This is a genomic window from Bacillus sp. NTK034, assembly GCF_017303275.1.
Classification (GTDB): domain Bacteria; phylum Bacillota; class Bacilli; order Bacillales; family Cytobacillaceae; genus Cytobacillus.
On the sequence record NZ_JAFKOJ010000007.1, the window covers coordinates 161,775 to 187,212 of the forward strand.

The following is a 25,438-nucleotide window of genomic DNA, read 5'->3' on the forward strand; positions in this document are numbered from 1 at the left end:
CCAATCCGGAATAGAAGTAGTCCTACTCACATTGTGGCGATGCAGGGTAGGCTACTTCTTTTTATTTGAAGAAATACCTATTGCGATCACGGCAACGATAAGTGTAGCAAAGCTCATTAAATATACTATTATAATAAGAGGATAATATGTTTAGAATATAACCATCTATCCTCTTTTTTAATACATAATATTCTATTTAACTTAACTAAATTCTAATTGTATATTATGTATAATATGTACAATTGTATTAACACTAATGTAATGCCTCTTTCTTAACGAACTTAAAAAGTATTATAGGAGATGATGTCTTGAGGGTACAAGAAGTTATTTTAGAGGGGAAAGTTAAAAGATATATATTAGTTAATAATGATGGATACCCTGAAGTTGTTGTAATTAGATACCTTAAATTCCCAGATGCTACCAAGAAAGCCCCAAATACACAAAAGAGTTATTGCTACGCATTAAAACACTATTTCACTTTCCTTTACGAAAAAAAATTACATTATAAAAGTGTCAGATTAGAAGATTTAAGGGATTTTATCTCCTGGCTGAGAAGTCCCTATATTACCTCACTTAAACCAGCTAAATCAATGAGAAAAGAAAGGTCAATTAATCACACAATAACTGTTGTTACAGGATTTTATGACTACCTCTATCGGAACGAAGAAATAGAAAATGACATGGTTGAAAAATTGTTAAAGCAAGTCTATTTAGGAGGAAAAAAAAGATATAAAGATTTTTTTCATCATGTAAACAAAGCTAAACCATCTACCAGAAATATATTAATTCTTAAGGAACCGAAGAAAAAGATAAAAATCTTGTCTAAGGAGGATGTTAAGAACTTATTAGCAGCAACCACAAATATTAGAGATAGGCTTTTAATCCAAGTCCTTTTTGAAACAGGGTTACGTATTGGAGAGGTTCTTTCATTATTTATAGAGGATTTTATTTTCGATCATAAGAATGGCCATAGATTACGTTTAGTAGATCGAGGAGAACTTGAAAATGGGGGTAAGTTGAAAACCGGTGAAAGAGAGATTTATATATCTCAGGAATTAATGGATACATATGATGACTATTTATATGAAGTTTTAGATGAAATTGATATTGATTCGAATTTTTTATTTGTTAAGTTACGAGGTAGGAACACAGGAGAGGCTATGAATTACCAGGATGTATCTTCTTTATTTAAGCGTCTTAACAAGAAAACTGGGTTACAAGTAAATCCACATATGTTTCGCCATACACACGCTACATTATTTTACCTTAAAACCAGAGACATTAAACAGGTCCAAGAACGGTTAGGTCATTCACAAATTCAAACTACTAGTAATTTTTACCTTCATCCATCCGATGAGGAAATAAGAAAGTCATGGGAACAGGCGCAATCAGCTTTTGATATTAATAGAATATGAGAGGCGGTAAAGATTTGAGCAGAAAAAATGTAGATAGTTATTTTCAGCATTCCTTTAGTTTACATGACCAAATTAGAAAGGAATTATCAACTTATAGGGAAAAAACGGTAGAAATAGATGGGTCAGTAACTTATAAGGTCGTAAATGATCCATATTTTTTAGTTAATGACCATTGGGATATAAGGTATATTGGAAATATCAATAACTTTAAGGATCAATTAGAGAGGTACTACTATCGGAAAAATATTATAAGGTTTGAAATTGACAATCCACAAGTTAATATAGAGCTTAAATATCTCTGGTATAAAAGGTTGTTTAAAGATGAATGGTCTCTATCTACAATATATGGAGTTGGTGCGACAAAGTTATACAAACTTACTTCATTCTTAAATGAAAAATTCCCTAATATTGATTCGATCTTGGATATTGACTTTAATAAAGCTAATTTGATGTGGCTAAGTTGGTTAAATGACAATGGCTCCGTATTAACTAGGCAAGGCTCAAATAAGAATGGTGGATATACTAATCAAACTCCTATAGCTGGTTTTTTTGGACTAATTTATAAGAATCTTTGTAAGTATTCAGATTTAAGAGCTGAATGGGAAAAAGACAGGTGGGACATAAGAAAATTAAATGAACTTTATGGTATTAATTATGTTAAAAGTACATCAGCCCACTATATAAATTTTTCTAAGATTATGTCAAACCAGCTTAAAAATATTGTAAAACAGAATACAAAAAGAAGATTGCTTGATAATTATGCTTGGACTAGTGCAATAGGCTATGTAAGACAAGTAACGAGGTTTATCAATTATATACTAGCTGCAGAACCTTCCTGGACAAGTTTTAAATATCTAGAAAGAAAGCATATTGAGAAATATTTGGATTGGTTAAAAAACGAGACCAGAAAAGATAAGAAAATTACTCACTTTGAACATCATATAAATACTAATTTGCATTATATTACTCAATTTCTTGAGGATATTTCTACTTATAATCAAGCAGATTGTCCATTAAAACCAGTTAGTCTTCTTGTTTTTCAGGAGGATAGACCCACACTAAAAAAGAAGCCCATTGATCAAGTAGACTACATTCCTGACTACGTTTTAGAACAGTTATTCAGACACATTAATTCACTTAACAAAGATGCACAGCCTGTAGTATGGGTTGCTTTTAAAACAGGTCTTAGAATCTCAGATGTCTTAGGTTTAACACAAGACTGTTTAATAAAGCTAAACGGAAAATATTATATCGAGACTGATATTGAGAAAACTAATGTAGTAGGTCATCGTATTCCAATAGATGACGAACTGGCTGACATACTTGCAGCTATAATAAATAACTCCATTTTACATAGTAATCAAGATAACAACCCCGAAAAATTAATATTTGTTCGCTATCGAGGTACTAGAAAGGGACGCCCGTATGAACAACAATGGATTGGTGTTAAAATAAATGAGTTGGCTAAATTAAAAAATATTACCGATGAAAATGGGGATTTGTTCCGCTTTAAAACACATCAATTCCGACATACATACGCAGTTAAGATGATAAATAATGGTGTAGATATTATTACTTTACAGGATTTATTAGCTCATGCTTCGCCTGAAATGACGATGCGTTATGCGAAGTTGTTAGATAATACTAAGAGAAAAGTTTTTGAGGAAGCATTGAGACAAGGTGTATTTAGTTTTGACCTAAATGGTGAGGTTCAAGAAATAAAGTCTAACGAAGATATCCCAACTAATATTTTTGAAACATTGTGGCGCGATCATAAGCTGAATGCAATTGATAATCCATATGGTACATGTCATGCACGAATAAATGGAAATTGTCCTTATGCTGAAGAGCCACCATGTCTAACTTGTAACTCAGGAAGTCCATGTAAAGACTTGGCCATCGGCTTTTCGGACTTAGATACTCAAAAATATGAGTTATTAATAAAAACTACAGTAAAAACAATAGATGTATTAGAACACCGTGGAAGGAATGATATCGTTGAAAAAAACAGAAAGAATTTAGAACGTTACCGAGGTATATTAGAAACTATTAAAGCCGGTAACATAATCTTTGGTCGAGTGGATAGAATTAAACGAAAGCAAGGTGAGAGTAATGAGTAATTACGACCGGAAAATACATCTAAAATCTATCCATGCATCAAGAAAAGCACTTACTGAAAAGAAGGTTAATGATGCCTTAAAACGACTCATTAAGATTAAAGGGAATATTAATTTTAATAATGTTGCAAACGAATCAGGGGTTTCTAAAGCCACATTATATAATCACCCAGAGATTCGTGACAGAATTGAAACCTTAAGGCAGCAACAGGCTAATGTACCGACCCCAAAACAGGTGAAACGAGAAATGAATGAAAGCAACAAGGATGCAATTATTGCTTCTTTAAAGAGAAAGAATAAAAAGTTAGAAGATGAAAATCAACAACTCAAAAAGCAATTGAAAATAGCTTATTCAGACGTATATAAAAATTTATAATTCAAAAATACAACATCTTTTTCACTCTCTTTTTCTCATAGCTTGAGTTCAATAAGGGTTGCGAGCAGCCCTTTTTCCTTATTTGATAATGGGGCTTTGTCTAATTAGAGTTTAAGGGGGTTTTTTTAATTTTTTTTAAAAGGGGGGGATAGTTAAAAACATTATTTCTAGACCCATTCCAATAATAAAACATTATGAAAATCGTCTTTATAAGTCATTGAAGCAATGGTTGATTATTTATGAGTAGCTGCCAAACCAGGTAAAATAAGTTTGAGGTTTTTAGTTGCATTTTGCAAGTTAATTGCATATAATGTGATCAAGAGGTGAAAATATTGGAAAATCTTCGTGGGATGTTTCAAGTAATGACACGCCGATTTGGTTTGCTTAATAAAAATTGCTGCAGTGTTGGTGGATGCGATATTTCCCTCATTCAAAGTCACATTCTATATGAGATAGATAATCAACATAAGCCATCTATGCAGCAAATTGCGGAAACCTTGGGGACTGATATTACTACTTTTAGTCGGCAGGTACAATCATTAGTAAAAATGAACTTAGTAAAGAAAACACCAGACCCAGATGATAAACGGATTAGTATTCTTTCTCTGACTACAGAGGGAAAATATATCGCAACGACAATTGAACAACAAATGAATTCATTTTTAAATGAAGTTTTTTCCCAGATGAATGAGTTTGAAAGAGAGACGGTCATTCGTTCAATTCATTTATTAAATAACGCAATGGCAAAGTCCAGTGTATGTTGCAAACCAATACAGGGGTAATTCCCTTGTACCTAATACTTGCAAAATGCAAATAAACGAAAGGAGGATTCATATGAGTAAAGTTTGGGAGGCTATAGTTATTGGTGGGGGGCAGGCTGGTCTTGCATCAGGATATTATTTGGAAAAGGAAGGACTAGATTATTTAATCTTGGAAGCAAATGAGCAAGCTACAGGTTCCTGGCCAAATTATTATGACAGCCTCAAACTATTTTCTCCTGCACGATTTTCATCATTACCTGGGATGAAGTTCCCTGGAGATCCTGATCATTATCCATCAAAAATGGAAGTAATTGATTACTTAATGGATTATAAAAAACACTTTAACCTGTCTGTTATGGCCAATCAGAGGGTCGTATCCGTAAAGAGCAAAGCTCAAGTATTTGAGGTACTAACAGAATCGGGTGAGACATTCCATGCTCGGACTATTATCAACGCAACTGGTTCTTTTAATAATCCATTTATACCTTTTATTAAAGGGCAAGAGACTTTTCAAGGACGTATTATTCATTCATCAGATTATAGAAATCCGGACCCTTTTATAAATCATAGAGTGCTTGTTGTGGGAAGTAGGAATTCGGCAGTGCAGATTGCTATTGAGTTGGCAGAGGTAAGTAAAACAACACTAGCTGTACGAAAGCCGGTTCAATTAATAAGACAAAGATTTTTGGGGCAGGATCTGCACTTTTGGATAAGGGCTATTGGGATAGATACATTCCCTTTCTGGCGATTTGGCAAAAAGCCACTGATTTCGAGTTCAGTAGCCAATCTTAATAATTACGAAGAACGATTGGCATCTGGGAAACCTAATCAACAACCCATGTTTATTTCCTTTTATGACAATGGGGTAATTTGGCCAGACGGAAAAAAAGAACAAGTAGACACTGTCATTTATGCTACAGGTTTCCGTTATAACCTTGATTACTTAAGCGATCTAGGTGCCCTCGATAACGAGGGGAAACCCATGGAAATCGCTGGGATAAGCACCTCGGTGCCAGGACTATATTATGTGGGGCTAGAAGGACAGCGGTCATTTGCTTCTGCAACATTAAGAGGGGTTGGTCCTGATTCACGGTTTATCGTTAGAAAGCTACGGCGACATTTGAAAAATAATAGGTATTAAAAGATTAAACAAGTGTTTTATTGTTTTTCTCAAAAAAAGTCATATATACAGTAATACTAATACTGATTTATCAATTATCTAATTAAAAGAAAAGAGGAGATTAAAATGACGAAGGCAAATAATATTCTAATCAGTGGAAACGAATGCTGCGGTACAAATGTTAGCTTATCAACTCAAAGTATTACGTTAAATAATGAAACAAGTAAACTACCTGTTGCGGTTATAGGAGGTGGGCCTGTAGGCTTGGCAGCTGCAGCCCATTTAGCAAAAAATAGGATTCCCTTTATCCTTATAGAAGCTGGTTCACAAATAGGTGCAAATATTTTAACTTGGGGCCATGTACGCTTATTCTCACCTTGGCAATACAATGTTGATAAAGTTGCTAAGGACTTATTGAATGCCAGTGGTTGGATTCATCCGGGATTAGAAAGTTTGCCGACTGGGCAGGAGCTGGTGGAACAGTATTTGCAGCCATTGGCTATGGTACCTGAAATTAAACCATTCGTTCATCTCAATACTAAAGTTTTATCGATTGGCAGAAAAGATATGGATAAAATGAAAACAGCAAATCGGGAAAGTGTCCCATTTATCATCCATACTGAAAGTAATACAGAGTACAAAACATTTGAAGCCAAGGCAGTGATAGATGCTACGGGGACATGGGGAAACCCCAACCCTGTCGTCTCAAGTGGTGTATGGCTCACTGAAGAAAAATCTCTCAAGGAAAAAATATTCTATGGAATACCAGATATTCTTGGGAAGGAACAGCAACGTTATGCAAATAAACGAATAGCTGTTGTTGGAGGTGGCCATTCAGCCATAAACGCTTTATTGGATTTAGCCAAATTGAAAGAATCCTATCCTGAAACGGAGATCATATGGATTATGAGAAGGCAGCGTGTTGAGGATGCCTATGGCGGTGAAGAGAAGGATGCTCTTGAAGCTCGCGGCCTTCTCGGAAGCAGGATTCACAATCTGGTAGATAATCAGCAAGTGAAGGTCATTACTCCATTCCGAATCCAATTGGTCAAAAAGATAGAAGAGGGAATCGAGTTAATAGGCAGCCAAAATGGCAAGCAGAGAAGCCTTGAGGGGATCGACGAAATGATTGTTAATACAGGAAGCCGTCCGGATTTTTTAATCATAAATGAACTGCGTACCTCCATCGATTCTGCAACTGAGAGTGTAAAAGCTTTAGCACCGTTAATCGATCCAAATATTCATAGCTGCGGAACTGTTCGTCCTCATGGAGAGAAGGAATTAAGACAGCCTGAGAAAGATTTTTATATTGTAGGTGCAAAAAGCTATGGGCGTGCTCCAACCTTCTTAATGGCAACAGGATATGAACAAGTTAGGTCAGTTGTGGCTTATTTAAGTGGTGACTTGGCAGCTGCTGAAAAAGTGGAGTTAGACTTACCAGAAACAGGTGTCTGCAGCGTCAATCTTAATAGTAAAACTTCCTCCTGTGACGAACCTGCGTCTTCTTGCTGCAATTAATAATAATCTTATTAAAGGGGAAGCCTGCGCTTCCCCTAAAAACGAATCTAAAGGTGATGCAAATGACAATTAATCATGCCGGAACGCTCAAAAAAGAATATTTTATTTCTTATATGAATTTAATTATGAATGCTTTTGGATGTTCACTTGACGAAGCTAAAGAAAGAACCTTCGAACGGCTGTTTCGCTTAAAGGAAAATGACATGGGTCAGGAAACCTTTACACAATTTCTCTTGGCTTATCAAGAATTAATGACCCAATCTAATGATTAAAGAATTTATTATATCTTCCGAGAGGATGAACCATGGTGACTATTAAAGATAAAATGTCTTCAAATCCTATTATAATAGTCGCCTTAGTCACAGCTTTAAGTCTCTTAGGAGATTCCATGCTGTACATTGCCTTGCCTATCTATTGGGAAACTGCAGGCATTGAATCAATTTGGCAAGTTGGTGTGCTACTTTCTATAAATCGCTTCATAAGATTGCCTTTTAATCCTTTGGTTGGTTGGATGTATAAACGTATTTCATTGAAGACTGGACTGATAATAGCTGTTCTATTAGGCGGATTTACTACGATAGGTTATGGTGTTTTTGAAGGTTTTATCGCCTGGGTAATCCTGCGTGCAGTATGGGGGATTGCTTGGTCATTTTTTCGAATCGGCGGATTATCGGTTGTTGCCCTATATTCTGATAACAATAAGCGGGGAAGTTCCATGGGGCTATATAATGGACTCTACCGAACAGGAAGTCTAGTGGGTATGCTGATTGGCGGTTTGTTAGTTCCGATCATTGGCTTAAGCACGGTTTCAGTTGGGTTTGGTATTTTGACCCTATTGGGCCTCCCTTTAATTTTGAAATCTAATTTTACTCAGGATAATGAGACTTCTGAAGAGAAAGGTGACATCAATAAAAGTAAGCCTTTCATTGGCAAGACAGGGTATAAAGTATCCATCATCGTTTCAGGTTTTCTCATTGCTATGTTATATCAAGGAATACTAACATCCACTCTGAGTCCCATGATTGAACATTTTTACGGAGAGCATATTTCAATATTGAGTGTGGTTATTAGTGTAACGTTATTATCAGGCATAATCCAAGCAGTTAGATGGGCTTGGGAGCCTTTCCTGGGAAGGACTGTTGGGCAATGGTCTGATGGCTCTCGAGGAAGGTTGCCAATTTTTATTGTTTCCTTAATTTTTGCAGGGGTTGTCTTTGGAATGATATCTATTAGACTTCCGTTAGGAATATGGATAGTCATTACTCTTTTAGTGATGGCTGGAGCTACAATTTTAACTACCCTACTGGACACGATTGCACTGGACACAGCAAAGACTGCAAACGTGGTTTCTTTCCTTACCATATACTCCATCTCTCAAGATGTAGGGGCTGCTTTAGGACCAGCACTTAGTTTCATTTTAATACAGTTAGAGGCTGGTTTTAACTTTATATATTGGGGTGGTGCAGTAACACTCCTTATTTTGGCTATTATATGGTCAGTTTTAGCAAAAAGGTTAAATACATTAATCAATAGCCATAATAAAGGGTTTAACAAAGCTTATTAAAGGTCGTATTGTATATATACTTGAAAACAAGATTAATCGGGACGAGTGGAGGAACTTTAATGATAAGTGAAGCAGTTGTTCGCGGAGCCAGGGAGTCAGATTTAAAAGCTATACTGGCTATATATAATCAAGGAATAGAAGATCGGATTGCAACGTTAGAAACAGAGATAAAAGATTCTTCATATATGAAAGAATGGTTCAAGCATCATAAAGATAGATTTAGTGTAGTGGTTGCAGAAGAGGGAAGAAACATAATTGGCTGGGCATCCTTAAATCCATATAACAATCGTAGTGCATATAATGGGGTTGCAGATATCTCAGTTTATATCTCCAGGGAATCCAGAGGCAAAGGCGTAGGAGGAAAACTTCTTTCCACTTTGGAAGCCAAAGCTAGAGAAAATAACTTTCACAAATTAGTTTTATTTACTTTCCCTTTTAACGGATTAGGGCAAGGGCTTTATAAAAAAATGGGTTTTCGAGAAGTGGGTATTTTTCAAAACCAAGGTGTTTTAGATGGAAAATTTGTTGATGTAATGGCAATGGAAAAACTTCTTTAATTTATAATGGCAATTTGTTAATAAAAGATGCAGCAAATATTTTAAGGGGTTCCCTTTAAGGGGTTTTACCTAAAATAACAAGGAAAATAATAGCAGAGCATTTCGTAATTGGCGAGGTGGTCTTTTTGTTGATAGGTAGTCTATTGTTAAATACGTTTATATAAAACCCCACTAATTTTAGTAGGAAAAGATTGTGCAAGGTTTATGTACACATCTTATAATCCGATTTTTATTGCAACTATCGATGTTAAAATGGAGTAGATTTTTAACTGAAAATGAGTTTAAATTTCAAAATTGATTTCCTATAGAGGTACAATTAATAAAAAGGAGTGATAATTGTGGTAATTCAAGAAAACATGTCCTCAAAGGCAATTGTTGAAGTCTGGGAACAAACAACAGATACTTTTAACAAATACAACATCCCGATCTCTGATGAAACATTGGAGACATTAGTAAACGAGTCTACTCTTTCTGTAATCCTGAAGGAATTAAACGCTGTTGTAGGTAGTTCAAGTGCAACTTGTATAGATGGTGGCTGACAAATGCCTTCTAAAAAGGAGTAGGCTACTTCTTAAACCAATATTGAATATTAAAAGAGCATCGACAGGGATGCTCTTTTTTTGCTGAAATTACAACTGTGTTACCCGATATTTTCCTTGCTAAAATTGTTGTTAAATTGGGTGTTTTTTTATTAAAACTCCCCCTAAAGAGAACCTGATACTAATTTCAGGCGGTTTTTAAAAAGACATATAAAATTAAGGTGATCCTTTACGTAAAAGTATATTTGGTACTAAACGAATATAAATTAGTTCACCTGCAAGTTCAACAATTGTTTGAGTCACAATTATTGCTGCTACTAATGTGCTTAAATTATCTGGTAAGGCTAAAGCAAGAGGAAGAACTACAAGTGAATTACGTGTTGTTCCACTAAAAATGAGTGCACGCCCTGAACCAATATCAAGCTTGAACCACTTTGCGATAATCCTAGAAATGATAGGCATAATAATCATAAAAGCAATATATATAGGAATTACACTAATAATTAGGTCAATATATGTTGATAATTTACCTATTTGAGACGATACAACAACAAAAAGAGTAAGAGCCATGAATGGAACGGGAAGCCATGCTGATTTATCTATTATTTTATTTCCAACAAGTGATTTTTTTGCATATATCTGTAGGACAATAGCAAGTCCTAAAGGGATAACGATAAGACCAAAAAATGATTCAAGGAATGGACCTGGGTTTACTATTTCTGCTGCATCATCTCCAATAAACAATAGTAAATACAAAGGTAGTAGTAGCATTTGAGTTATGAAGAGAATAGGCGTAGAAATAAGAATAAGCTTTTCATTACCACGCCCTAGAGCTGTAAAAACAATCACATAATCAATACAAGGTGTAAGTAAAACTAAATAAACCCCTAGTAATAACGGTGGATATTCGGGTAATAACTTTGATAGAAGCCACACCACAATAGGAACTGCAATATAGTTAACCGTTAATAAAGCCCAAATAAAACGACGATTAGCAAACGACTCTTTTAAAGAAGTAAAAGGAATCTGCGAAAACATGCTATACATTAAAATAGCAATGACTAAAGAAATTGTTGCATCTAATTGTGATCCGAAATCAGGAACTATTAATCCAAATCCAGCTGCTATCATTAGTACAATGACATATAGCCAAACTTGATTGTTTTCTAATTGTTCTCTAGAAATCATGATTTGGTTGCTCCTTTTTATTGTCTCCTAAACAAACTTTCTGCATTGTTGTTAATAAGAGGCTTATGTAATAAGTGATAGTTAAGAAAATATTTAATTTGGACAGGAACTTTTACTTAATATTATCATAATTATTATTTGGTTTATTCTAAAAACCCCTAAACCGACAAGGTTTAGAGGGAGAGGGATTAAGGTAAGTGAAATTCTTTTTTTAGTAGATTTTTGACTTCTTTACTTCCTGTTAGTTCTAATCTTATCGAGTCTGCTTCTCCACTTACATAAAGTGAGAACCTAATAAATGGACAGCATCGATTCTCATAAGAAATCCATTCAGCAATTCTTAATAGCAACGACGATTGATTGGGATAAATAAAAGTATATCCAAAAGGAATTTCCTCAACTGAGCGATTTTCGGTCAACTCTCTTCGTAGCTCAACATAATGATTCCTTTCTTCTGCATTATAGGATCCAATATTGCAAACTACATTTGATAACCTTTTGCAACAATTACATTCAGCCATATTATTAAGACCTCCATTATGAAATTATCTATGCTTACATGATCCTGAATTATAATTACATCCTGTATTTGTACTACACGCACCGATCTTTTAAAATATAAAAACAGCTAAGGACAAAGCGGTTAGTAAGAATCCCTAATTCGAAAAAAACCAAACCGATTCCTAATACCCCAGTTAATCCAACTAAAAGGAAAGGGAACGCACAACAAAGTGCACATAACTCAATGATCCCAAAGCCTGCAAATATATTTTCAAAGAAACTCCACCTTTAATATTTGTTTAAAGTGTAATACTTAAAGTAAACTTTAAGTCAAGAGGTGATATTTAGATGGGTTCTTTTTTTCAATTGGAGAGTTAGCAAAAAAAGCTAATGTTAGTCCTTCTGCTATTCGTTTTTATGAATCAATAGGAATAATGCCAATACCTACAAGGGTAAGTGGACAGAGACGCTATACAATAGATGTTTTGCACCAACTAAAGTTTATAAAAACTGCTCAGTTAGCAGGTTTTAGTATTCAAGAAATAACCGTACTTTTGGAGGGATTCGATAGCAAGGATACTCCATCTGAAAGGTGGGAACAAATGGCGTTTACCAAGTGTGTTGATTTAGAAAAACAAAAGAAGCATATTGAAGAAATGTTAGAAGTTTTAAATAATGGTTTAAAGTGCAAATGTCAAACCTGGTCAGAATGTTTCACTAAGGTTAATTCAAACGCTACTTGTAGTTAAAAAAATTTAATAACTTTATTATAACCCCGTCATAAAATTATAACGGGGTTATGCACGTTTAAGGTTTAAAATTAAATAACTGTATTGGAACTTTATAGCCCTTTGTTTACTAATCAGTTAGAGGGTCACCACTAATAATTTAACTTAAAAAAAGCAAACTATAAGTAAAGGTTTTGCAAATAAGAAAAAAAGCATTTACTTATATAAGTGAATTATTATATACTGATATCGAAAGTCGGAGGTGAACACAGGATGAAAGTTTCTACAGTTGAAATCGATAAAGCAGCAACCATCTTAAAATTATTAGGCGATAAGACACGACTAACTATGGTGAAAATTCTAGACAACAACGATTGTTGCGTATGTGAATTTGTGGAGATATTTAAAATGAGCCAGCCTGCCATCAGCCAGCATATTCGGAAGTTAAAAGATGCAGGCGTGGTAAGGGAAGCCAGGAGAGGTCAATGGATTATTTATTCACTGAATAAGGACAGTGACTACTATCCAATGGTGCATAACCTGCTGGATCACCTTCCAAGCCAGGATTATAAACTAACAGAACTGGAAGAACAGGGACTAAGAATTTCTTGTGAGTAAGAGGGGGTATCACATTGACTCAAATTGTATTAGCATCGGTGATATTTTTGATCACCCTCATATTAGTAATATGGCAGCCTAAAGGTTTATCAATCGGATGGTCTGCCTGTGGAGGCGCTATTCTTGCCTTACTTGTGGGAGTAGTTGACTTCAATGATGTGATAGATGTTACATCGATTGTCTGGAATGCAACGCTTGCTTTCATTGCCATCATTATCATTTCACTTATTTTAGATGAGATTGGATTTTTTGAATGGGCAGCTCTCCATATGGCAAGAGCTGCAAAAGGAAACGGAGTAAGGATGTTCGTGTATGTTTCCATATTGGGAGCTTTGGTTGCGGCATTCTTCGCGAATGATGGAGCAGCATTGATTCTGACGCCAATTGTTCTTGCGATGGTAAGAAACTTGAAATTTGAAGAAAAAATGGTTTTTCCATTTATCATTGCGAGCGGATTTATTGCCGATACGACATCACTGCCTTTGGTTGTCAGCAACCTTGTTAATATCGTTTCGGCTGACTTTTTTGGAATCGGGTTTGTGGAATTTGCATCCAGAATGATTATTCCAAACTTCTTTTCACTAGCAGCAAGCATCACCGTCTTATACTTATACTTTAGAAAAAGCATACCGAAGAATTATGATTTATCACATTTGAAAAAACCAGCTGAGGCGGTTCGTGACAGCAAAATGTTCCGTTTGTCCTGGCTTGTGTTAGGAATCCTATTAATCGGCTATTTTGCAAGTGAATTTATTGGCGTTCCAGTTTCCATTATTGCAGGAATTGTAGCGATTTTCTTCCTGCTAATGGCGCGCAGAAGCCCAGCAGTTAATACGCGTACCGTTATCAAAGGCGCACCTTGGGCCATTGTGTTCTTCTCCATCGGAATGTATGTAGTGGTTTACGGGCTGAGAAACGTAGGTCTTACTAATGTGTTGGCTGATTTAATTCAAATGACAGCTGACCAGGGATTATTTGCGGCAACCATCGGTATGGGATTCATTGCGGCCATTCTTTCATCTGTGATGAATAATATGCCAACCGTTATGATTGACGCACTGGCTATTGCTGACACCAATACTAGCGGTGTGATCCGAGAAGCACTCATTTATGCGAATGTCATTGGATCTGATTTAGGTCCGAAGATTACACCGATTGGTTCCCTTGCAACCTTACTATGGCTTCATGTGTTGTCTTTAAAGGGAGTTAAAATCTCCTGGGGTACTTACTTTAAAACTGGCATTATATTAACCATTCCAACATTGTTCATTACATTGGTTGGTCTATATATTTGGTTACTGATCATTTAAAAAAACTTACCTAAAGGAGAATCTCAACATGACTAAAAAAACAATCTACTTTCTATGTACAGGTAACTCTTGCCGCAGCCAGATGGCTGAAGGTTGGGCAAAGCAGCATTTAGGTGATGAGTGGAATGTATATAGCGCAGGAATCGAAGCACATGGTTTGAATCCAAATGCTGTAAAGGCAATGAAAGAAGCTGGCATTGATATTTCCAATCAAACTTCTGATATTATTGACCCTGAAATCCTTAATAATGCTGATTTAGTTGTCACACTTTGCGGAGATGCAGCTGACAAATGTCCAATGACTCCTCCTCACGTGAAACGCGAACACTGGGGATTTGATGATCCTGCAAAAGCAGAAGGAACAGATGAAGAAAAATGGGCGTTCTTCCAGCGTGTGCGTGATGAAATTGGCGACCGCATTAAAACGTTTGCCGAAACAGGGAAGTAAAAGAAAATAGCCAAGAGAAATCACTCTCTTGGCTATCCTTTCATCTTATATATAAGTATATGCTTATTTAATTGTAAGGGAGCGAAAATCATGAATAAAATTGAAATCTTTGACCCTGCACTATGCTGTCCAACGGGTGTGTGCGGTCCGAGTGTAGACCCAGAACTAACCAGAATGGCATCGGCTGTCTTCGCATTGGAGAAAAAAGGCTTTGATATTAAACGATACAACCTGGCCAATGAACCAGCTGTGTTTGCAGACAATAAAGAGGTAAATAAGGTACTCCATGAAAAGGGACCTGATGCACTGCCAGTCACGTTATTAAACGGAGCAGTCGTGAAGGAAGGCAAGTATCCTTCAAACGATGAACTTGCACAATGGTTTGAAGTGAAAGTGGAAGATCTCGCTCTTAAAAAGCCAAACGTAAAATTCAAGCTGATCTGAAAATAGGAAGGAGGAAGATGCATGTTTCAACCATTTGATACAAGGGCGGTAACGAATACGAAATTTCTTTTCTTTACAGGAAAAGGAGGAGTAGGGAAAACGTCAACGGCTTGTGCCTCGGCTGTCAAGCTTGCGGATGAAGGAAAGCGGGTTCTGCTTGTCAGTACGGATCCGGCATCCAACTTGCAGGATGTTTTAGAGGTAGAGCTAACAAACACACCTATGCCTGTGCCTGGGGTTTCGAATCTTTCTGCCTGTAATCTTGACCCAGAGGAAGCAGCCCGCGCTTATCGGGAAAAGACGATTGGACCTTATCGCGGCAAGCTCCCAGATTCAGTTGTGGCGACAATGGAAGAACAGCTATCAGGTGCCTGTACGGTTGAAATTGCCGCATTTGATGAATTCACTAGTTTGCTTTCAGACGCCTCCGTTGTAGAGGCTTATGATCACATTATTTTTGATACCGCACCAACAGGCCATACTCTTCGTCTCCTTCAGCTGCCAACCGCCTGGAGCGGATTTTTAGAAGAAAGCACGCATGGTGCTTCATGCCTGGGACCACTCTCAGGACTTGCGGAAAAGAAACAGATTTATTCCATTACGATGGACGCTCTTGCTGATTCGACCCAAACCACATTAATTCTGGTGGCAAGACCAGATGAATCTTCTTTAGTTGAAGCAAGCCGTGCTGCCAAAGAATTAAAAGAGATTGGCATCAAGAACCAGAGTCTGATTATAAATGGATTAATGCAGTCCCATATTCATGATGATGAGGTTTCAGCGTCATTCTTCCATCGTCAGCGGAACGCCTTAAAACGGATGCCAGACGATCTGAAGCAAGTGGCGACTTATTCACTGCCATTTGTCTCCTATTCCCTTACAGGGATTAAAAATCTGCGCTATTTGTTTAAGCAGTTTATCCTTCCGCAGACTGAATTGGCTATGGAGCAAAATTTGATCAGTTTGCCTGGACTAAGTGAAGTCATTGAAGATTTTTCTTCTACTAATACAAGAGTTATCTTTACAATGGGCAAGGGTGGAGTCGGCAAAACAACAATGGCCTCTGCTATCGCGGTCGGCTTAGCAGAAAAAGGTCACAAAGTCCATTTGACCACCACGGATCCCGCAGCTCATCTCGAATTTGTCTTCCAGAATAGCCAGCTGAATCAGAACCTGAGCATCAGCCGCATCGATCCAAAAAAAGAAGTTGAGGCGTATAAAGCCGAGGTACTATCCAATGTAAGTGGTGAACTGGATGATGAGTCTTTAGCTTATATAGAAGAGGATTTAAATTCCCCATGTACAGAGGAGATTGCAGTATTTCGGGCTTTTGCAGAAGTCGTTGAGAAATCGAAGGATGAAGTGGTGGTCATTGATACCGCTCCATCAGGACATACCCTCTTGCTGCTGGATGCGGCTCAGTCCTATCATAAAGAGCTTGCGCGCTCAACGGGTGAGGTGCCTGAAAGTGTCAAAATGCTGCTTCCAAGGTTAAGAAACCCAAAAGAAACAGGAGTCGTGATTGTTACATTGGCTGAAGCAACTCCTGTACTGGAAGCTGGCCGTTTGCAGGATGACTTAAAACGAGCAGATATTACGCCTAAGTGGTGGCTGATTAACCAAAGTCTATATGCAACAGAAACAAAAGATCCTGTTCTAAAAGGAAGAGCAAGTGCTGAGATCAACTGGATTGAAAAAGTGACCAATGAGCTAAGCGAAAAATGTGCCATTGTTCCATTACAGAGCGAAGAAGGCTCTGGACACCAGGAATTGAAGAAGTTTATCAACCAATAGCGGAGGGATTAAGATGGAAAAGGTCGTCATTTTAGGGACAGGTCCAGCAGGATTAACAGCAGCCATTTATTTAGCGCGTGCAAATATGAAGCCAATAGTGATCGAGGGTACGCAGCCAGGAGGACAATTGACGTTAACAACCGAAGTAGAGAATTTTCCAGGGTTTACAGACGGGGTAATGGGTCCTGAATTAATGGACAATATGCGAAAGCAGGCAGAAAGATTTGGAGCTGAGTTTAAAAGAGGGTGGGTAACTGAAACAAATCTTTCCAAAAAGCCATTTACACTAAAAGTGAGCGGTTTAGGAGAAATACAGACGGAAGCGCTGATTCTTTCCACGGGTGCATCCGCTAAACTTCTAGGCATTCCTGGTGAATTAGAAAATATTGGACGGGGAGTCAGCACATGTGCGACTTGTGACGGATTCTTTTATCGCGGCAAGAAAGTGATTATCGTTGGCGGTGGGGATTCGGCTATGGAAGAAGCCAATTTCTTAACGAAGTTTGCTTCAGAAGTGACCGTTGTTCACCGCCGTGACGAACTTAGGGCTTCAAAGATTATGCAGGATCGTGCCAAAGAGAATGCGAAAATATCTTGGGCGCTCAACAATACGCCGATTGAAGTGATATCCGATGGAATGAAAGTGACAGGCTTAAAAGTTCGAGACAATGTGACAGGAAAAGAAGAAGTGATCGAAACAGACGGGATTTTCGTTGCGATTGGACATACGCCAAATACGGCTTTCCTCAATGGACAAATCGAAACGGATGAAACAGGCTATATTAATGTTGTACCTGGAACAACGGAAACCAATATCCCTGGCGTTTTTGCCTGCGGTGATGTACAAGATAAGAAATACCGCCAGGCAATTACAGCTGCAGGAACAGGATGCATGTCAGCACTTGATGCCGAACGGTACCTAGAAGGAACTCCAACACACGATTGGAGCAAATCACTATAAAAGGCGGGAGCATCATGACAAAAAACTATCATGAATTAATAAAAGATCGTATCTACATTGGCGGAGCCGATGATGTAAAAGAGATGATGAGAAATGAAAAAGCAGATGTAATTTTCGATTTGCGGGCAGAGGCTCCAGAAGCGGACTATGATCGGATTCATAGTCCTATTGTGGATGATGCAGAAAATCAGGATGGATCCATTAAGCAGTCTATTGAGCATGTGGTGAATGCCTATAATGAGGGGAAAAAAGTGTACTTCCACTGTGCGGGAGGAAGCAACCGCACTGGGACTGTTGCAATTGGATCATTGTTATCGCTAGGAAAAGCTAAGACAATCGAAGAAGCAGAAGAGATGGCGAAGGCCGCACGTCCTAAAATCAATGTAAAACCAGAAATGAAAGAGTCCCTTCATCGTCTTTTCCCCAATGCTTAATGATAAAATGGTTTGAGGCTTCATTGAATATAAATTAGGGGTGAGGAGAACGTGAATATTACAGATCAGGCTCGTGATTTCTTGAAACAGTTATTTGAAGAACACAATGCCAAAAACGTACGTTTTTATTTTGCAGGCTTTGGCTGAGGACAGCCAAAGGTAGGACTGGCTCTGGATGAGCCAGGTGAAGAGGATAAAATTAGTGAGATTAACGGCATCACAGTGGCAATCGATCCTAACATTGAAAACGTAACACAAAATCTTGTTTTGGATTTTAGCCAGGAAGCGAATGGACTTGTGCTATTAGGGAATGAAAGTGATTGCTGCTAGGATTATTAAAGGAGCTTGGTGAACACCAGCTCCTTTAACTTTTCCTCCAAAAATTACTCCAATTCATTGTTATTCATTCTAGCATTCGCAAATGCAAACACATTGATTTTGTTTGCTTGGTTCTGAGGCTTTTTTTACTGAAGAGAACTTCGTGACAAGTTTTCTAAAAAAGGATTCCTCGTTTGTTTCCTGCTGTTTTGTTTTAATGATCAATTCATAATTGTAATAATCCATCTTTAACTCCTCCTTATTAATCAAAAAAAGTTGATATATATTTTAAAAAAATTTAGCAGCAAGTAGGTTTAAACAAGCAGCATAGCTCTGACGATAATAGGTGATTTAATTCTTCTTGATTCAGTTCGTAAAAACTCCAGGTGCCTTTTGTTTCTTTTTTGATAATATTGGCATCCAGTAAGATCTTTAAATGATAGGACAGTTTGGATTGGCTCATTTCCATTAGTGGAGCGAGATCACACACGCACATGGAGCCGTTCTGGGTTAATAAATTCATAATTTGAAGCCGCTTTTTATCTGCTATGGCTTTAAACTTTCCCTCATAATGCTCAAATAGATGGTCCATTGATTGATTTTGGTTTGTTATTTCTGATTTCATTGCATCCACTCTTTCTTTAATCAAAAATTCTTGATGAGTTAATCATATATCCAAAATTTTCATATGTCAATTTGTAAAATCAAAATAATTTGATTAATAAGCAAAATAGATGATTATCATAATGTTAATTTTTCAAGGTGAGGATTTTCATTAATTCAGATTTGAAATCCATCGATAAAAACTATTAACTACTTAAAAAATAATTAATCAAATTATTTTGATAAATCGGTTGCATTTAGAAATAATTGCTAATATACTTTAATTATAAATCAAAAAAAATTGATTTAAAAAAAGGGAGCTGTTAAAGATGAATATTATTAACAAGTTTACTGGCAAATCCTCTAAGTCATCTGGCTGCTGTGATAATGAAATCAAGGAGGCAACGACACAGGAAGACCACTGCTGCGGAACTTCGGAGGTACAGTCTTCCTGCAGCGGCACATCTGATGAACAACAGACCTCTTGCTGCTAATATAAAAAAATCTTAAAGGACCTAAAGGAGCGATTAGTATGAAGGTACATGTAGGAATTAATGTAACGGACTTAAATCAATCAATTGAATTCTACTCAAAAGTATTTAATACTGAACCAGTAAAAGTAAAAGAAGATTATGCAAAGTTTTTACTTGAAGATCCAGGTCTCAATTTCACCTTGAATTTAAAGGATGAGGTTTCAGGAAACCAGGTGGGGCATTTTGGTTTTCAGGTCGAAAATCGGGAAGAAGTTGTCCAACACAAAGAACGATTAGAGAAACTCGGTTTCTTTGCCCGTGAAGAGATGGATGTTACTTGCTGCTATGCTACGCAGGATAAATTTTGGGTGACGGATCCAGACGGAAACGAATGGGAATTTTTCTATACTAAATCTGATGTGGAGTCAATGAAGACTGATTCCTCCTGCTGTACGCCGGAACCAGTCAAAATTGAAATTAAAAATTCTTCGTGTTGTTCATAACAACAAATAAAAAACTGAGAATCTCAGACCCGCCGAATATTTATTTATTCTTTAAATATACTATTGACTTCAAGAGTCTTTTTAGATAACAAAAAAACAGCTCAGAAATATATCATTTAAACCTATCTAAAGTGGTATTTTGTTGACATTCGTGGTCAAATCAAATATTATAATGGTAACAGAACCCACCACGCCTCTTATCAATGCGGACCAAGGTGGGTCATTTTTTATTTAAGGAGAAAATAATTTTGACTTCTGAAAGAGATAAGTCCAAAATAAAACCACCTACTACGTTTAAAGAACAAGTAGAGTTATATAAGGGTAGAAAACTTTACATTGAAGATTCAGAATATGCCGAAAATACCCTGCAGCGTGTTAATTATTATCGACTAACAGCTTATGGACTTACTCTTAAGGATCCACTAATAAAAGATGATTATGTAGCAGGTTCATCATTTAATAAAATGCTTTCAATATATGATTTTGATCGTCGCTTACGTTTATTACTCTTAGGAGCAATGGAAACCATTGAAATTGCCTTTAGAACGCATATCTCCTATGAAACAGCACATAAATTCGGACCTTTGGGATATAGAGATAAAGAAAACTTTATTAATGAAAAATTCCATCAAGATTCATTATCCGAGCTAGATATGTTAATTGAAAAGAGTCGTAGAGGTGAGCTGTTTGTAGAACATCACTTCAAAAAATACGACGGTGAATTCCCAATTTGGGCTGCCATAGAAGTCACTTCTTTTGGATTTCTTTCTAAATTTTATCGAAATCTAAAAGAAGATTTAAAAAGACATATAGCAAAAAACTATTACAATGTCCCTTATCTTTATATGGAAAGTTGGCTACAAACTTTATCCAACGTCCGTAATGTTTGTGCTCATTATGGCCGACTATATAACAAGCAGCTCACATTCAAACCTAAATTATTCAGGGATGAATTTAAGCATTTTAGCAATCAGTATATATACTCTGGTATTTATATAACTGAAAGATTACTAACCAGAACTGAAGGAAATAGATTTATTACGGATCTGGATGCTCTTATATCTGAATATGAGTCAGATATTGACTTTGTTCATATTGGATTTCCTTCAAACTGGAAAAAACTTTTGGAAAAAGCAAATAAAAAAAAGCCATAATCCAGGAGAGTGAATAAATCACTCTCCTTTTTCCACGTTTAATGACATGTTTTCTAATCATTGGATGGTGGTTTTTATTTACTATGGTTTAAAAAAATGATGCGATAGTGTACAAAAAAGGGTTATACATATTAAACATGAATAATGTGTATAACCCTATATTTTATGTGCATTTTTTTAATTTGGGTATTGATAAAGCTCACCATCAAGTTCATTGCTTCATACGTAACCATCAGCGGCACCCCCTTTCCTTAATGGATTGGAGGAGACCGCTGCCCACCCTGCGTTTGCTGTACAAAAAAAGTATATCATATGGGAAGTAAGAGTACCTATATTAAGAAAGTACCCTTAATGATTTTTTGAAACGGCTAATTTAGCCTAGTATGATGAAGATGTTACAAGCTATTCAATGGGGCAAGAATATCGGCTATATTATTTTTGGGCGAATTCACCATAGTAGAAACAGGATACAAATCCATTTCTTCTGCAGGATAGGGGACCAGAAGTGATTTTAGATGCTCAGTGTCATCATTTTTCGGATTTAGCCATAAATCATAATCATCCTGGTGTAGAATAACTGGCATTCGATCATGAATTTCCTCAGTGACAGAATTTGGTGTAGTTGTTATAACAGTACAGCTATGTAAAGGCTGTTCTCCCTTCTTCCAAGTTTCCCATAACCCAGCAAAGGCAAAAGGTCTTTTATCTTTCATGATAAATCGATAGGGTTGCTTGGTACCATCATCTTTTCTTTTCCACTCATAAAATCCATCGACCGGTATCAATAACCGTCTTCGCTTGAATGCATGTTTAAAACTAGGCTTCTCATCGATTCCTTCAGATCGAGCGTTGATCATCTTATATCCAATCCGCTCATCTTTCGCCCAGAACGGAACTAATCCCCATTTCATCGTTCCACCTCTTCGATTTTGGCCGTCGGAAATAACCGTTAAAATTCTTTGGCTTGGGGCAATGTTAAAGCGAGGAGAGATTTCCTCAGAAATTTCAAAGTCAAAGTATTGCTGCAAAGCTGAAATATCTTCAGCAAGTGAAAATCGTCCGCACATATAGTAAACCTCCTTATTATAGTACTTATGATTACCAATAATTTTGAAAATGTAAACTGTATTCATTTAAATAATCAGTTACTCGAAATAGGAGATGGAGCAATATTTTATGAAGGTAAGAAGAAATCTTTGAATATTTTCCATTTAAGTTACCGATACCTTACTATATGGAGGCGGTAAAATGTTATTAGTCGAAATAATGATTGCTGTAGTATTAATTGCAGCCTTTATTCAATTCCAAAGAGTAAAAAGGCAAACGAATTATAAGACTACTTATTAGCAAGTCATATTGATAGCAGTGAAGAGATGAAAAGAACTTTAGCTATGGGGTTGTATCTTAGGTTTAGGAAAGAATTTGAGGAAGATAAAAACTCTATAAAGGAAAATTCGATTTTTATAAAACAAGACCCTTTATTGTTTGAATCCTTTGTTGCTGATGTTTTTGAAAAAGCAAGGGGAGGTAGTACCTGGGTATCACCACCAACTGGTGACTTTGGAGTTGACTTTGAACATATTACTAAGGAAGGGAAATACTTAGGTCAGATAAAATGTTATAAAGGTGATCTAGCATTTGACTGTATTGCTATAATTCATTCTAATATGGTCAAGGATGGGGCTATAGGTGGATATGTTGTAACTACAGGGTCCTTTACTAAAAATGCTAAAGAATATGCAGAAGAATTAAACATTGAATTAATTGATGGTGTTAAGCTTGTTGAACTTTGGTTAGCTGGATTAGAATATGCTGAGCAGGAAATAAAGCAAGCATTACCTGAGTATGTATAATTTAAGCCCTTCTCAATTTGAGAGGGGCTTAAAAGTTAAATATTATGCAATTTATTGATTGCGCAAACACTTTAATTTCAGAACCTACATATGTATATCGAGCATGCCCATCTTTAATTGTAATGATTGCCACTTCCTTCCCATGCATTACTCCACGCAATTTTTTTCTTGGTTTTAAAGAAAAGCAAGCTCAATGTTCATCAGATTCCACATTCTTTAATTTCTCATTAAGTTGGTTTACATTCATAAAATCAACTCCCTTTATGTAATAATTTGTCATAAAGAGGGAAAGTCCTTGTGTCTATTATGTGAAAAAATTAAAGCCCCCTTTAGGGAGCATAAAAAGGCAAATTATCCTCAGGTAAAAGAGGTTGGATTTTCTTCACAATATCTGTAATATCATTCACTTCATTCCAGGTAACTTTTTCGATTATTGTTTCTCTTTGGCCAGTTTCCCTTTTTTGATGTTGTATCAATCATAAGCGACTACCGCAACCGCTAAGTTGGGATCTTCTTTAAAGTCACGATTATTAACAAAAAAAAGCCCCCTGACTTGAGCCTCTATTGCCCACAATATTGAGCTGTGTTTCAATAACTACTTTCATAAATCCTCACTCATTATTATTTTATGTGTCTCCAGTATTCTTTCATAAAATCAAATGTTAATGAGCCGGCTTGCTTAATTGAATAGGGAGGGGTTCCAGGGTATTTATTTCTATTGAAAATCAAATTCTAATTTTCAATTGTAAACGTTATAATTAAGAAAAATGGAAAAAGGTGTTAGTTAGTGTATAAAATAGTATATTTAGCGTTTGCTGTTGTTCTTCTATCCGGCTGCAACTCAAGTGAATCAGAGAGCAATATAAATGTGAGTGACAATATAGAAGAGGATTCCTATGAAGAGGGTAGAGTAAAAGCAGATACCTATTATGAAGAGTATGAGATTCAGGAGGAGGATGGATTAATAACAGAGGAATTTCTTGAAGAGGGTTTTGAACCAATTGAAGAAGAATTTGATTACGAGATAGATTATGGAGATGATGAGATTGGCTCCTCGGAATACTATGATACTTCTACAGAAGATTCATCTACTCAGGAGGGTTCTTCTGCCGGAGGCTACTATAACCAAGAAGCGGTTCAGATCGTGACTTGGATAATGATGGATCATGGGATTATAAATCAGGGGGAACAGACAGGGACTTGGATAATGACAACATGTGGGATTTTCAATCTGGAGGATCAGATCGCGATTTAGATAACGATAAAATGTGGGATTATCAATCCGGAGGTTCCGACAGAGACTTAGATAATGACAACATCTGGGATTATGAATCTGGAGGATCAGATCGCGATTTAGACAATGATAATTACTGGGATAAATAATCAGCCAATTCATTAGGGAGCGGATAACAATGTGTAATGTATGTAGAATAAAAAATAGTACCACCGTGGGGTCAGTTGTAATGAATGTAAGGAGATGCTCTTCCAGAACAGCTGGAGACAAAGGCAAACATTTAGCAGATAAAGAGGTCTTGTTTTATGTTACCGAGGTTGCAACCAGGGGGGAGGGAATTTATGGCCACGTTATTAGAAAAGATTCCGGTGAATTATGCAAAACGAGGGCACACATTCGAGATTGTGAATTTCTAAATACTACATTTAAGTGGGAGAATGGCATATTATCCTAGTTTTTTTTTTAGTATAAAAATAGAATGTTAATGTATGGTGACCTATCTAATTTGGCTCAATAGGTTGTAAAATAGAGAAACTCATTCCTCAACAAGAATTAAACTATCAATGGAAGGGTCCTGATCAATTCGATGAACTTATGAACCATGGTGAATTGACACTGGTACAAGTAAGCTTCAAAGAAATTGATGAAAATACAACAGAAGTAAAAGTAAATCACACTGGGTGGAAAAATGGAGAAGAGTGGGATCAAGCATATAAGTGACATGAGATGGCATGGTCCGGTGTACTAAGCAGCTTAAAATCTTCTCTTGAAAAAGGTGAAGGTGAACTCTGCTGCCAACCAGAGTAATTTAAAATATTAGAAAAAAGCCTCATAAATACATCGTGTATTTATGGGGCTTTTTTTCACATTAATAGGAATCTTTTCATCATTTGGCCAGCATTTTACA

General features: G+C 36.5%; 29 protein-coding genes. 24 read left to right on the plus strand and 5 right to left on the minus strand.

All coding sequences use genetic code 11. From position 1 onward, the window contains the following. The first annotated feature begins 308 nt into the window (after positions 1-308). The 10 genes from JI665_RS19480 to JI665_RS19525 all read left to right on the plus strand — a co-directional run bounded on the left by JI665_RS19480 (position 309) and on the right by JI665_RS19525 (position 9,967). Positions 309-1,415 (plus strand): tyrosine-type recombinase/integrase, encoded by a 1,107-nt coding sequence (locus JI665_RS19480; RefSeq protein ID WP_206843019.1) that lies wholly within the window; start codon positions 309-311, stop codon positions 1,413-1,415. Then, a complete protein-coding gene (locus JI665_RS19485) occupies positions 1,412-3,535 on the plus strand; it encodes a tyrosine-type recombinase/integrase (RefSeq protein WP_236888103.1) in 2,124 nt (707 codons plus the stop codon). Before JI665_RS19480 ends, JI665_RS19485 begins: the two co-directional genes overlap by 4 nt. Continuing rightward, positions 3,528-3,908: a DUF6262 family protein gene (locus JI665_RS19490; protein WP_019381039.1), complete on the plus strand. Its 381-nt coding sequence runs from the start codon at positions 3,528-3,530 to the stop codon at positions 3,906-3,908. Before JI665_RS19485 ends, JI665_RS19490 begins: the two co-directional genes overlap by 8 nt. 332 nt (positions 3,909-4,240) lie before the next feature. Beyond that, positions 4,241-4,690 (plus strand): MarR family winged helix-turn-helix transcriptional regulator, encoded by a 450-nt coding sequence (locus JI665_RS19495; protein WP_019381038.1) that lies wholly within the window; start codon positions 4,241-4,243, stop codon positions 4,688-4,690. Between the two features lie 52 nt (positions 4,691-4,742). Continuing rightward, positions 4,743-5,810 carry an NAD(P)-binding domain-containing protein gene (locus JI665_RS19500; protein ID WP_019381037.1) on the plus strand — a complete coding sequence of 356 codons (1,068 nt, stop codon included), beginning with the start codon at positions 4,743-4,745 and terminating at the stop codon, positions 5,808-5,810. 105 nt (positions 5,811-5,915) lie between these two features. Then, positions 5,916-7,307 (plus strand): NAD(P)-binding domain-containing protein, encoded by a 1,392-nt coding sequence (locus JI665_RS19505; RefSeq protein WP_019381036.1) that lies wholly within the window; start codon positions 5,916-5,918, stop codon positions 7,305-7,307. Positions 7,308-7,369: 62 nt separating this feature from the next. Continuing rightward, positions 7,370-7,579, plus strand: a complete 210-nt coding sequence (locus JI665_RS19510; protein ID WP_019381035.1) for a hypothetical protein — start codon at positions 7,370-7,372, stop codon at positions 7,577-7,579. 32 nt (positions 7,580-7,611) lie between these two features. Then, positions 7,612-8,871: an MFS transporter gene (locus tag JI665_RS19515; protein ID WP_019381034.1), complete on the plus strand. Its 1,260-nt coding sequence runs from the start codon at positions 7,612-7,614 to the stop codon at positions 8,869-8,871. Between the two features lie 59 nt (positions 8,872-8,930). After that, on the plus strand, positions 8,931-9,428 hold the full coding sequence (locus tag JI665_RS19520) for an arsinothricin resistance N-acetyltransferase ArsN1 family A (protein WP_019381033.1): 498 nt from the start codon (positions 8,931-8,933) through the stop codon (positions 9,426-9,428). A gap of 338 nt (positions 9,429-9,766) precedes the next feature. Next, complete coding sequence (locus tag JI665_RS19525) at positions 9,767-9,967, plus strand: hypothetical protein (protein ID WP_019381032.1); 201 nt, start codon at positions 9,767-9,769, stop codon at positions 9,965-9,967. A gap of 216 nt (positions 9,968-10,183) precedes the next feature. Here JI665_RS19525 and JI665_RS19530 read toward each other — a convergent pair whose 3' ends face one another. Both JI665_RS19530 and JI665_RS19535 read right to left on the minus strand, forming a co-directional pair. Then, on the minus strand, positions 10,184-11,155 hold the full coding sequence (locus JI665_RS19530) for an arsenic resistance protein (protein WP_019381031.1): 972 nt from the start codon (positions 11,153-11,155) through the stop codon (positions 10,184-10,186). A 188-nt stretch (positions 11,156-11,343) separates the two neighbouring features. Further along, positions 11,344-11,676, minus strand: coding sequence for a hypothetical protein (locus tag JI665_RS19535; RefSeq protein WP_019381030.1), 333 nt, complete (start codon positions 11,674-11,676; stop codon positions 11,344-11,346). A gap of 345 nt (positions 11,677-12,021) precedes the next feature. Here JI665_RS19535 and JI665_RS19540 point away from each other — a divergent pair, with 345 nt between their 5' ends. From JI665_RS19540 to JI665_RS19575, 8 genes are all read left to right on the plus strand, one after another. Then, on the plus strand, positions 12,022-12,405 hold the full coding sequence (locus JI665_RS19540) for a MerR family transcriptional regulator (protein WP_026041646.1): 384 nt from the start codon (positions 12,022-12,024) through the stop codon (positions 12,403-12,405). 252 nt (positions 12,406-12,657) lie between these two features. Beyond that, positions 12,658-13,002, plus strand: a complete 345-nt coding sequence (locus JI665_RS19545) for an ArsR/SmtB family transcription factor (RefSeq protein WP_019381028.1) — start codon at positions 12,658-12,660, stop codon at positions 13,000-13,002. A 14-nt stretch (positions 13,003-13,016) separates the two neighbouring features. Then, the gene (locus JI665_RS19550) at positions 13,017-14,312 is read left to right on the plus strand and encodes an arsenical efflux pump membrane protein ArsB (RefSeq protein WP_019381027.1); all 1,296 of its coding nucleotides are present in this window, start codon (positions 13,017-13,019) and stop codon (positions 14,310-14,312) included. Positions 14,313-14,340: 28 nt separating this feature from the next. Then, complete coding sequence (arsC, locus tag JI665_RS19555) at positions 14,341-14,760, plus strand: arsenate reductase (thioredoxin) (RefSeq protein ID WP_019381026.1); 420 nt, start codon at positions 14,341-14,343, stop codon at positions 14,758-14,760. 90 nt (positions 14,761-14,850) lie between these two features. Then, entirely contained in the window at positions 14,851-15,204 is a 354-nt protein-coding gene (gene arsD, locus JI665_RS19560; RefSeq protein WP_019381025.1) for an arsenite efflux transporter metallochaperone ArsD, read from the plus strand. Positions 15,205-15,225: 21 nt separating this feature from the next. After that, positions 15,226-16,998, plus strand: a complete 1,773-nt coding sequence (gene arsA, locus JI665_RS19565; protein ID WP_019381024.1) for an arsenical pump-driving ATPase — start codon at positions 15,226-15,228, stop codon at positions 16,996-16,998. Positions 16,999-17,011: 13 nt separating this feature from the next. Further along, entirely contained in the window at positions 17,012-17,959 is a 948-nt protein-coding gene (gene trxB / locus JI665_RS19570; RefSeq protein ID WP_206843020.1) for a thioredoxin-disulfide reductase, read from the plus strand. A gap of 14 nt (positions 17,960-17,973) precedes the next feature. Then, the gene (locus tag JI665_RS19575) at positions 17,974-18,393 is read left to right on the plus strand and encodes a protein-tyrosine phosphatase family protein (protein ID WP_019381022.1); all 420 of its coding nucleotides are present in this window, start codon (positions 17,974-17,976) and stop codon (positions 18,391-18,393) included. A gap of 408 nt (positions 18,394-18,801) precedes the next feature. On the opposite strand, the gene JI665_RS19580 is transcribed toward JI665_RS19575, so the two are convergent. Both JI665_RS19580 and JI665_RS19585 read right to left on the minus strand, forming a co-directional pair. Then, on the minus strand, positions 18,802-18,957 hold the full coding sequence (locus JI665_RS19580) for a hypothetical protein (RefSeq protein WP_019381020.1): 156 nt from the start codon (positions 18,955-18,957) through the stop codon (positions 18,802-18,804). Between the two features lie 52 nt (positions 18,958-19,009). Beyond that, entirely contained in the window at positions 19,010-19,336 is a 327-nt protein-coding gene (locus JI665_RS19585; RefSeq protein ID WP_019381019.1) for an ArsR/SmtB family transcription factor, read from the minus strand. Positions 19,337-19,643: 307 nt separating this feature from the next. Here JI665_RS19585 and JI665_RS19590 point away from each other — a divergent pair, with 307 nt between their 5' ends. The 3 genes from JI665_RS19590 to JI665_RS19600 all read left to right on the plus strand — a co-directional run bounded on the left by JI665_RS19590 (position 19,644) and on the right by JI665_RS19600 (position 21,444). Next, positions 19,644-19,808, plus strand: coding sequence for a hypothetical protein (locus JI665_RS19590; RefSeq protein ID WP_157888620.1), 165 nt, complete (start codon positions 19,644-19,646; stop codon positions 19,806-19,808). A gap of 38 nt (positions 19,809-19,846) precedes the next feature. Then, positions 19,847-20,290 (plus strand): ArsI/CadI family heavy metal resistance metalloenzyme, encoded by a 444-nt coding sequence (locus tag JI665_RS19595; RefSeq protein ID WP_019381018.1) that lies wholly within the window; start codon positions 19,847-19,849, stop codon positions 20,288-20,290. A 248-nt stretch (positions 20,291-20,538) separates the two neighbouring features. After that, positions 20,539-21,444: an Abi family protein gene (locus JI665_RS19600; protein ID WP_019381017.1), complete on the plus strand. Its 906-nt coding sequence runs from the start codon at positions 20,539-20,541 to the stop codon at positions 21,442-21,444. Between the two features lie 395 nt (positions 21,445-21,839). Here the strand turns inward: JI665_RS19600 and JI665_RS19605 are convergent, their stop codons facing one another. Beyond that, positions 21,840-22,511 carry an SOS response-associated peptidase gene (locus JI665_RS19605; RefSeq protein WP_019381015.1) on the minus strand — a complete coding sequence of 224 codons (672 nt, stop codon included), beginning with the start codon at positions 22,509-22,511 and terminating at the stop codon, positions 21,840-21,842. A 306-nt stretch (positions 22,512-22,817) separates the two neighbouring features. Between JI665_RS19605 and JI665_RS19610 the strand changes: the two genes are divergently transcribed. From JI665_RS19610 to JI665_RS28690, 3 genes are all read left to right on the plus strand, one after another. Beyond that, the gene (locus tag JI665_RS19610) at positions 22,818-23,297 is read left to right on the plus strand and encodes a restriction endonuclease (RefSeq protein ID WP_019381013.1); all 480 of its coding nucleotides are present in this window, start codon (positions 22,818-22,820) and stop codon (positions 23,295-23,297) included. Between the two features lie 787 nt (positions 23,298-24,084). Continuing rightward, complete coding sequence (locus JI665_RS19615; RefSeq protein ID WP_019381011.1) at positions 24,085-24,552, plus strand: hypothetical protein; 468 nt, start codon at positions 24,085-24,087, stop codon at positions 24,550-24,552. A gap of 504 nt (positions 24,553-25,056) precedes the next feature. Beyond that, positions 25,057-25,251: an SRPBCC domain-containing protein gene (locus JI665_RS28690; RefSeq protein WP_257781703.1), complete on the plus strand. Its 195-nt coding sequence runs from the start codon at positions 25,057-25,059 to the stop codon at positions 25,249-25,251. Positions 25,252-25,438 lie beyond the last annotated feature (187 nt).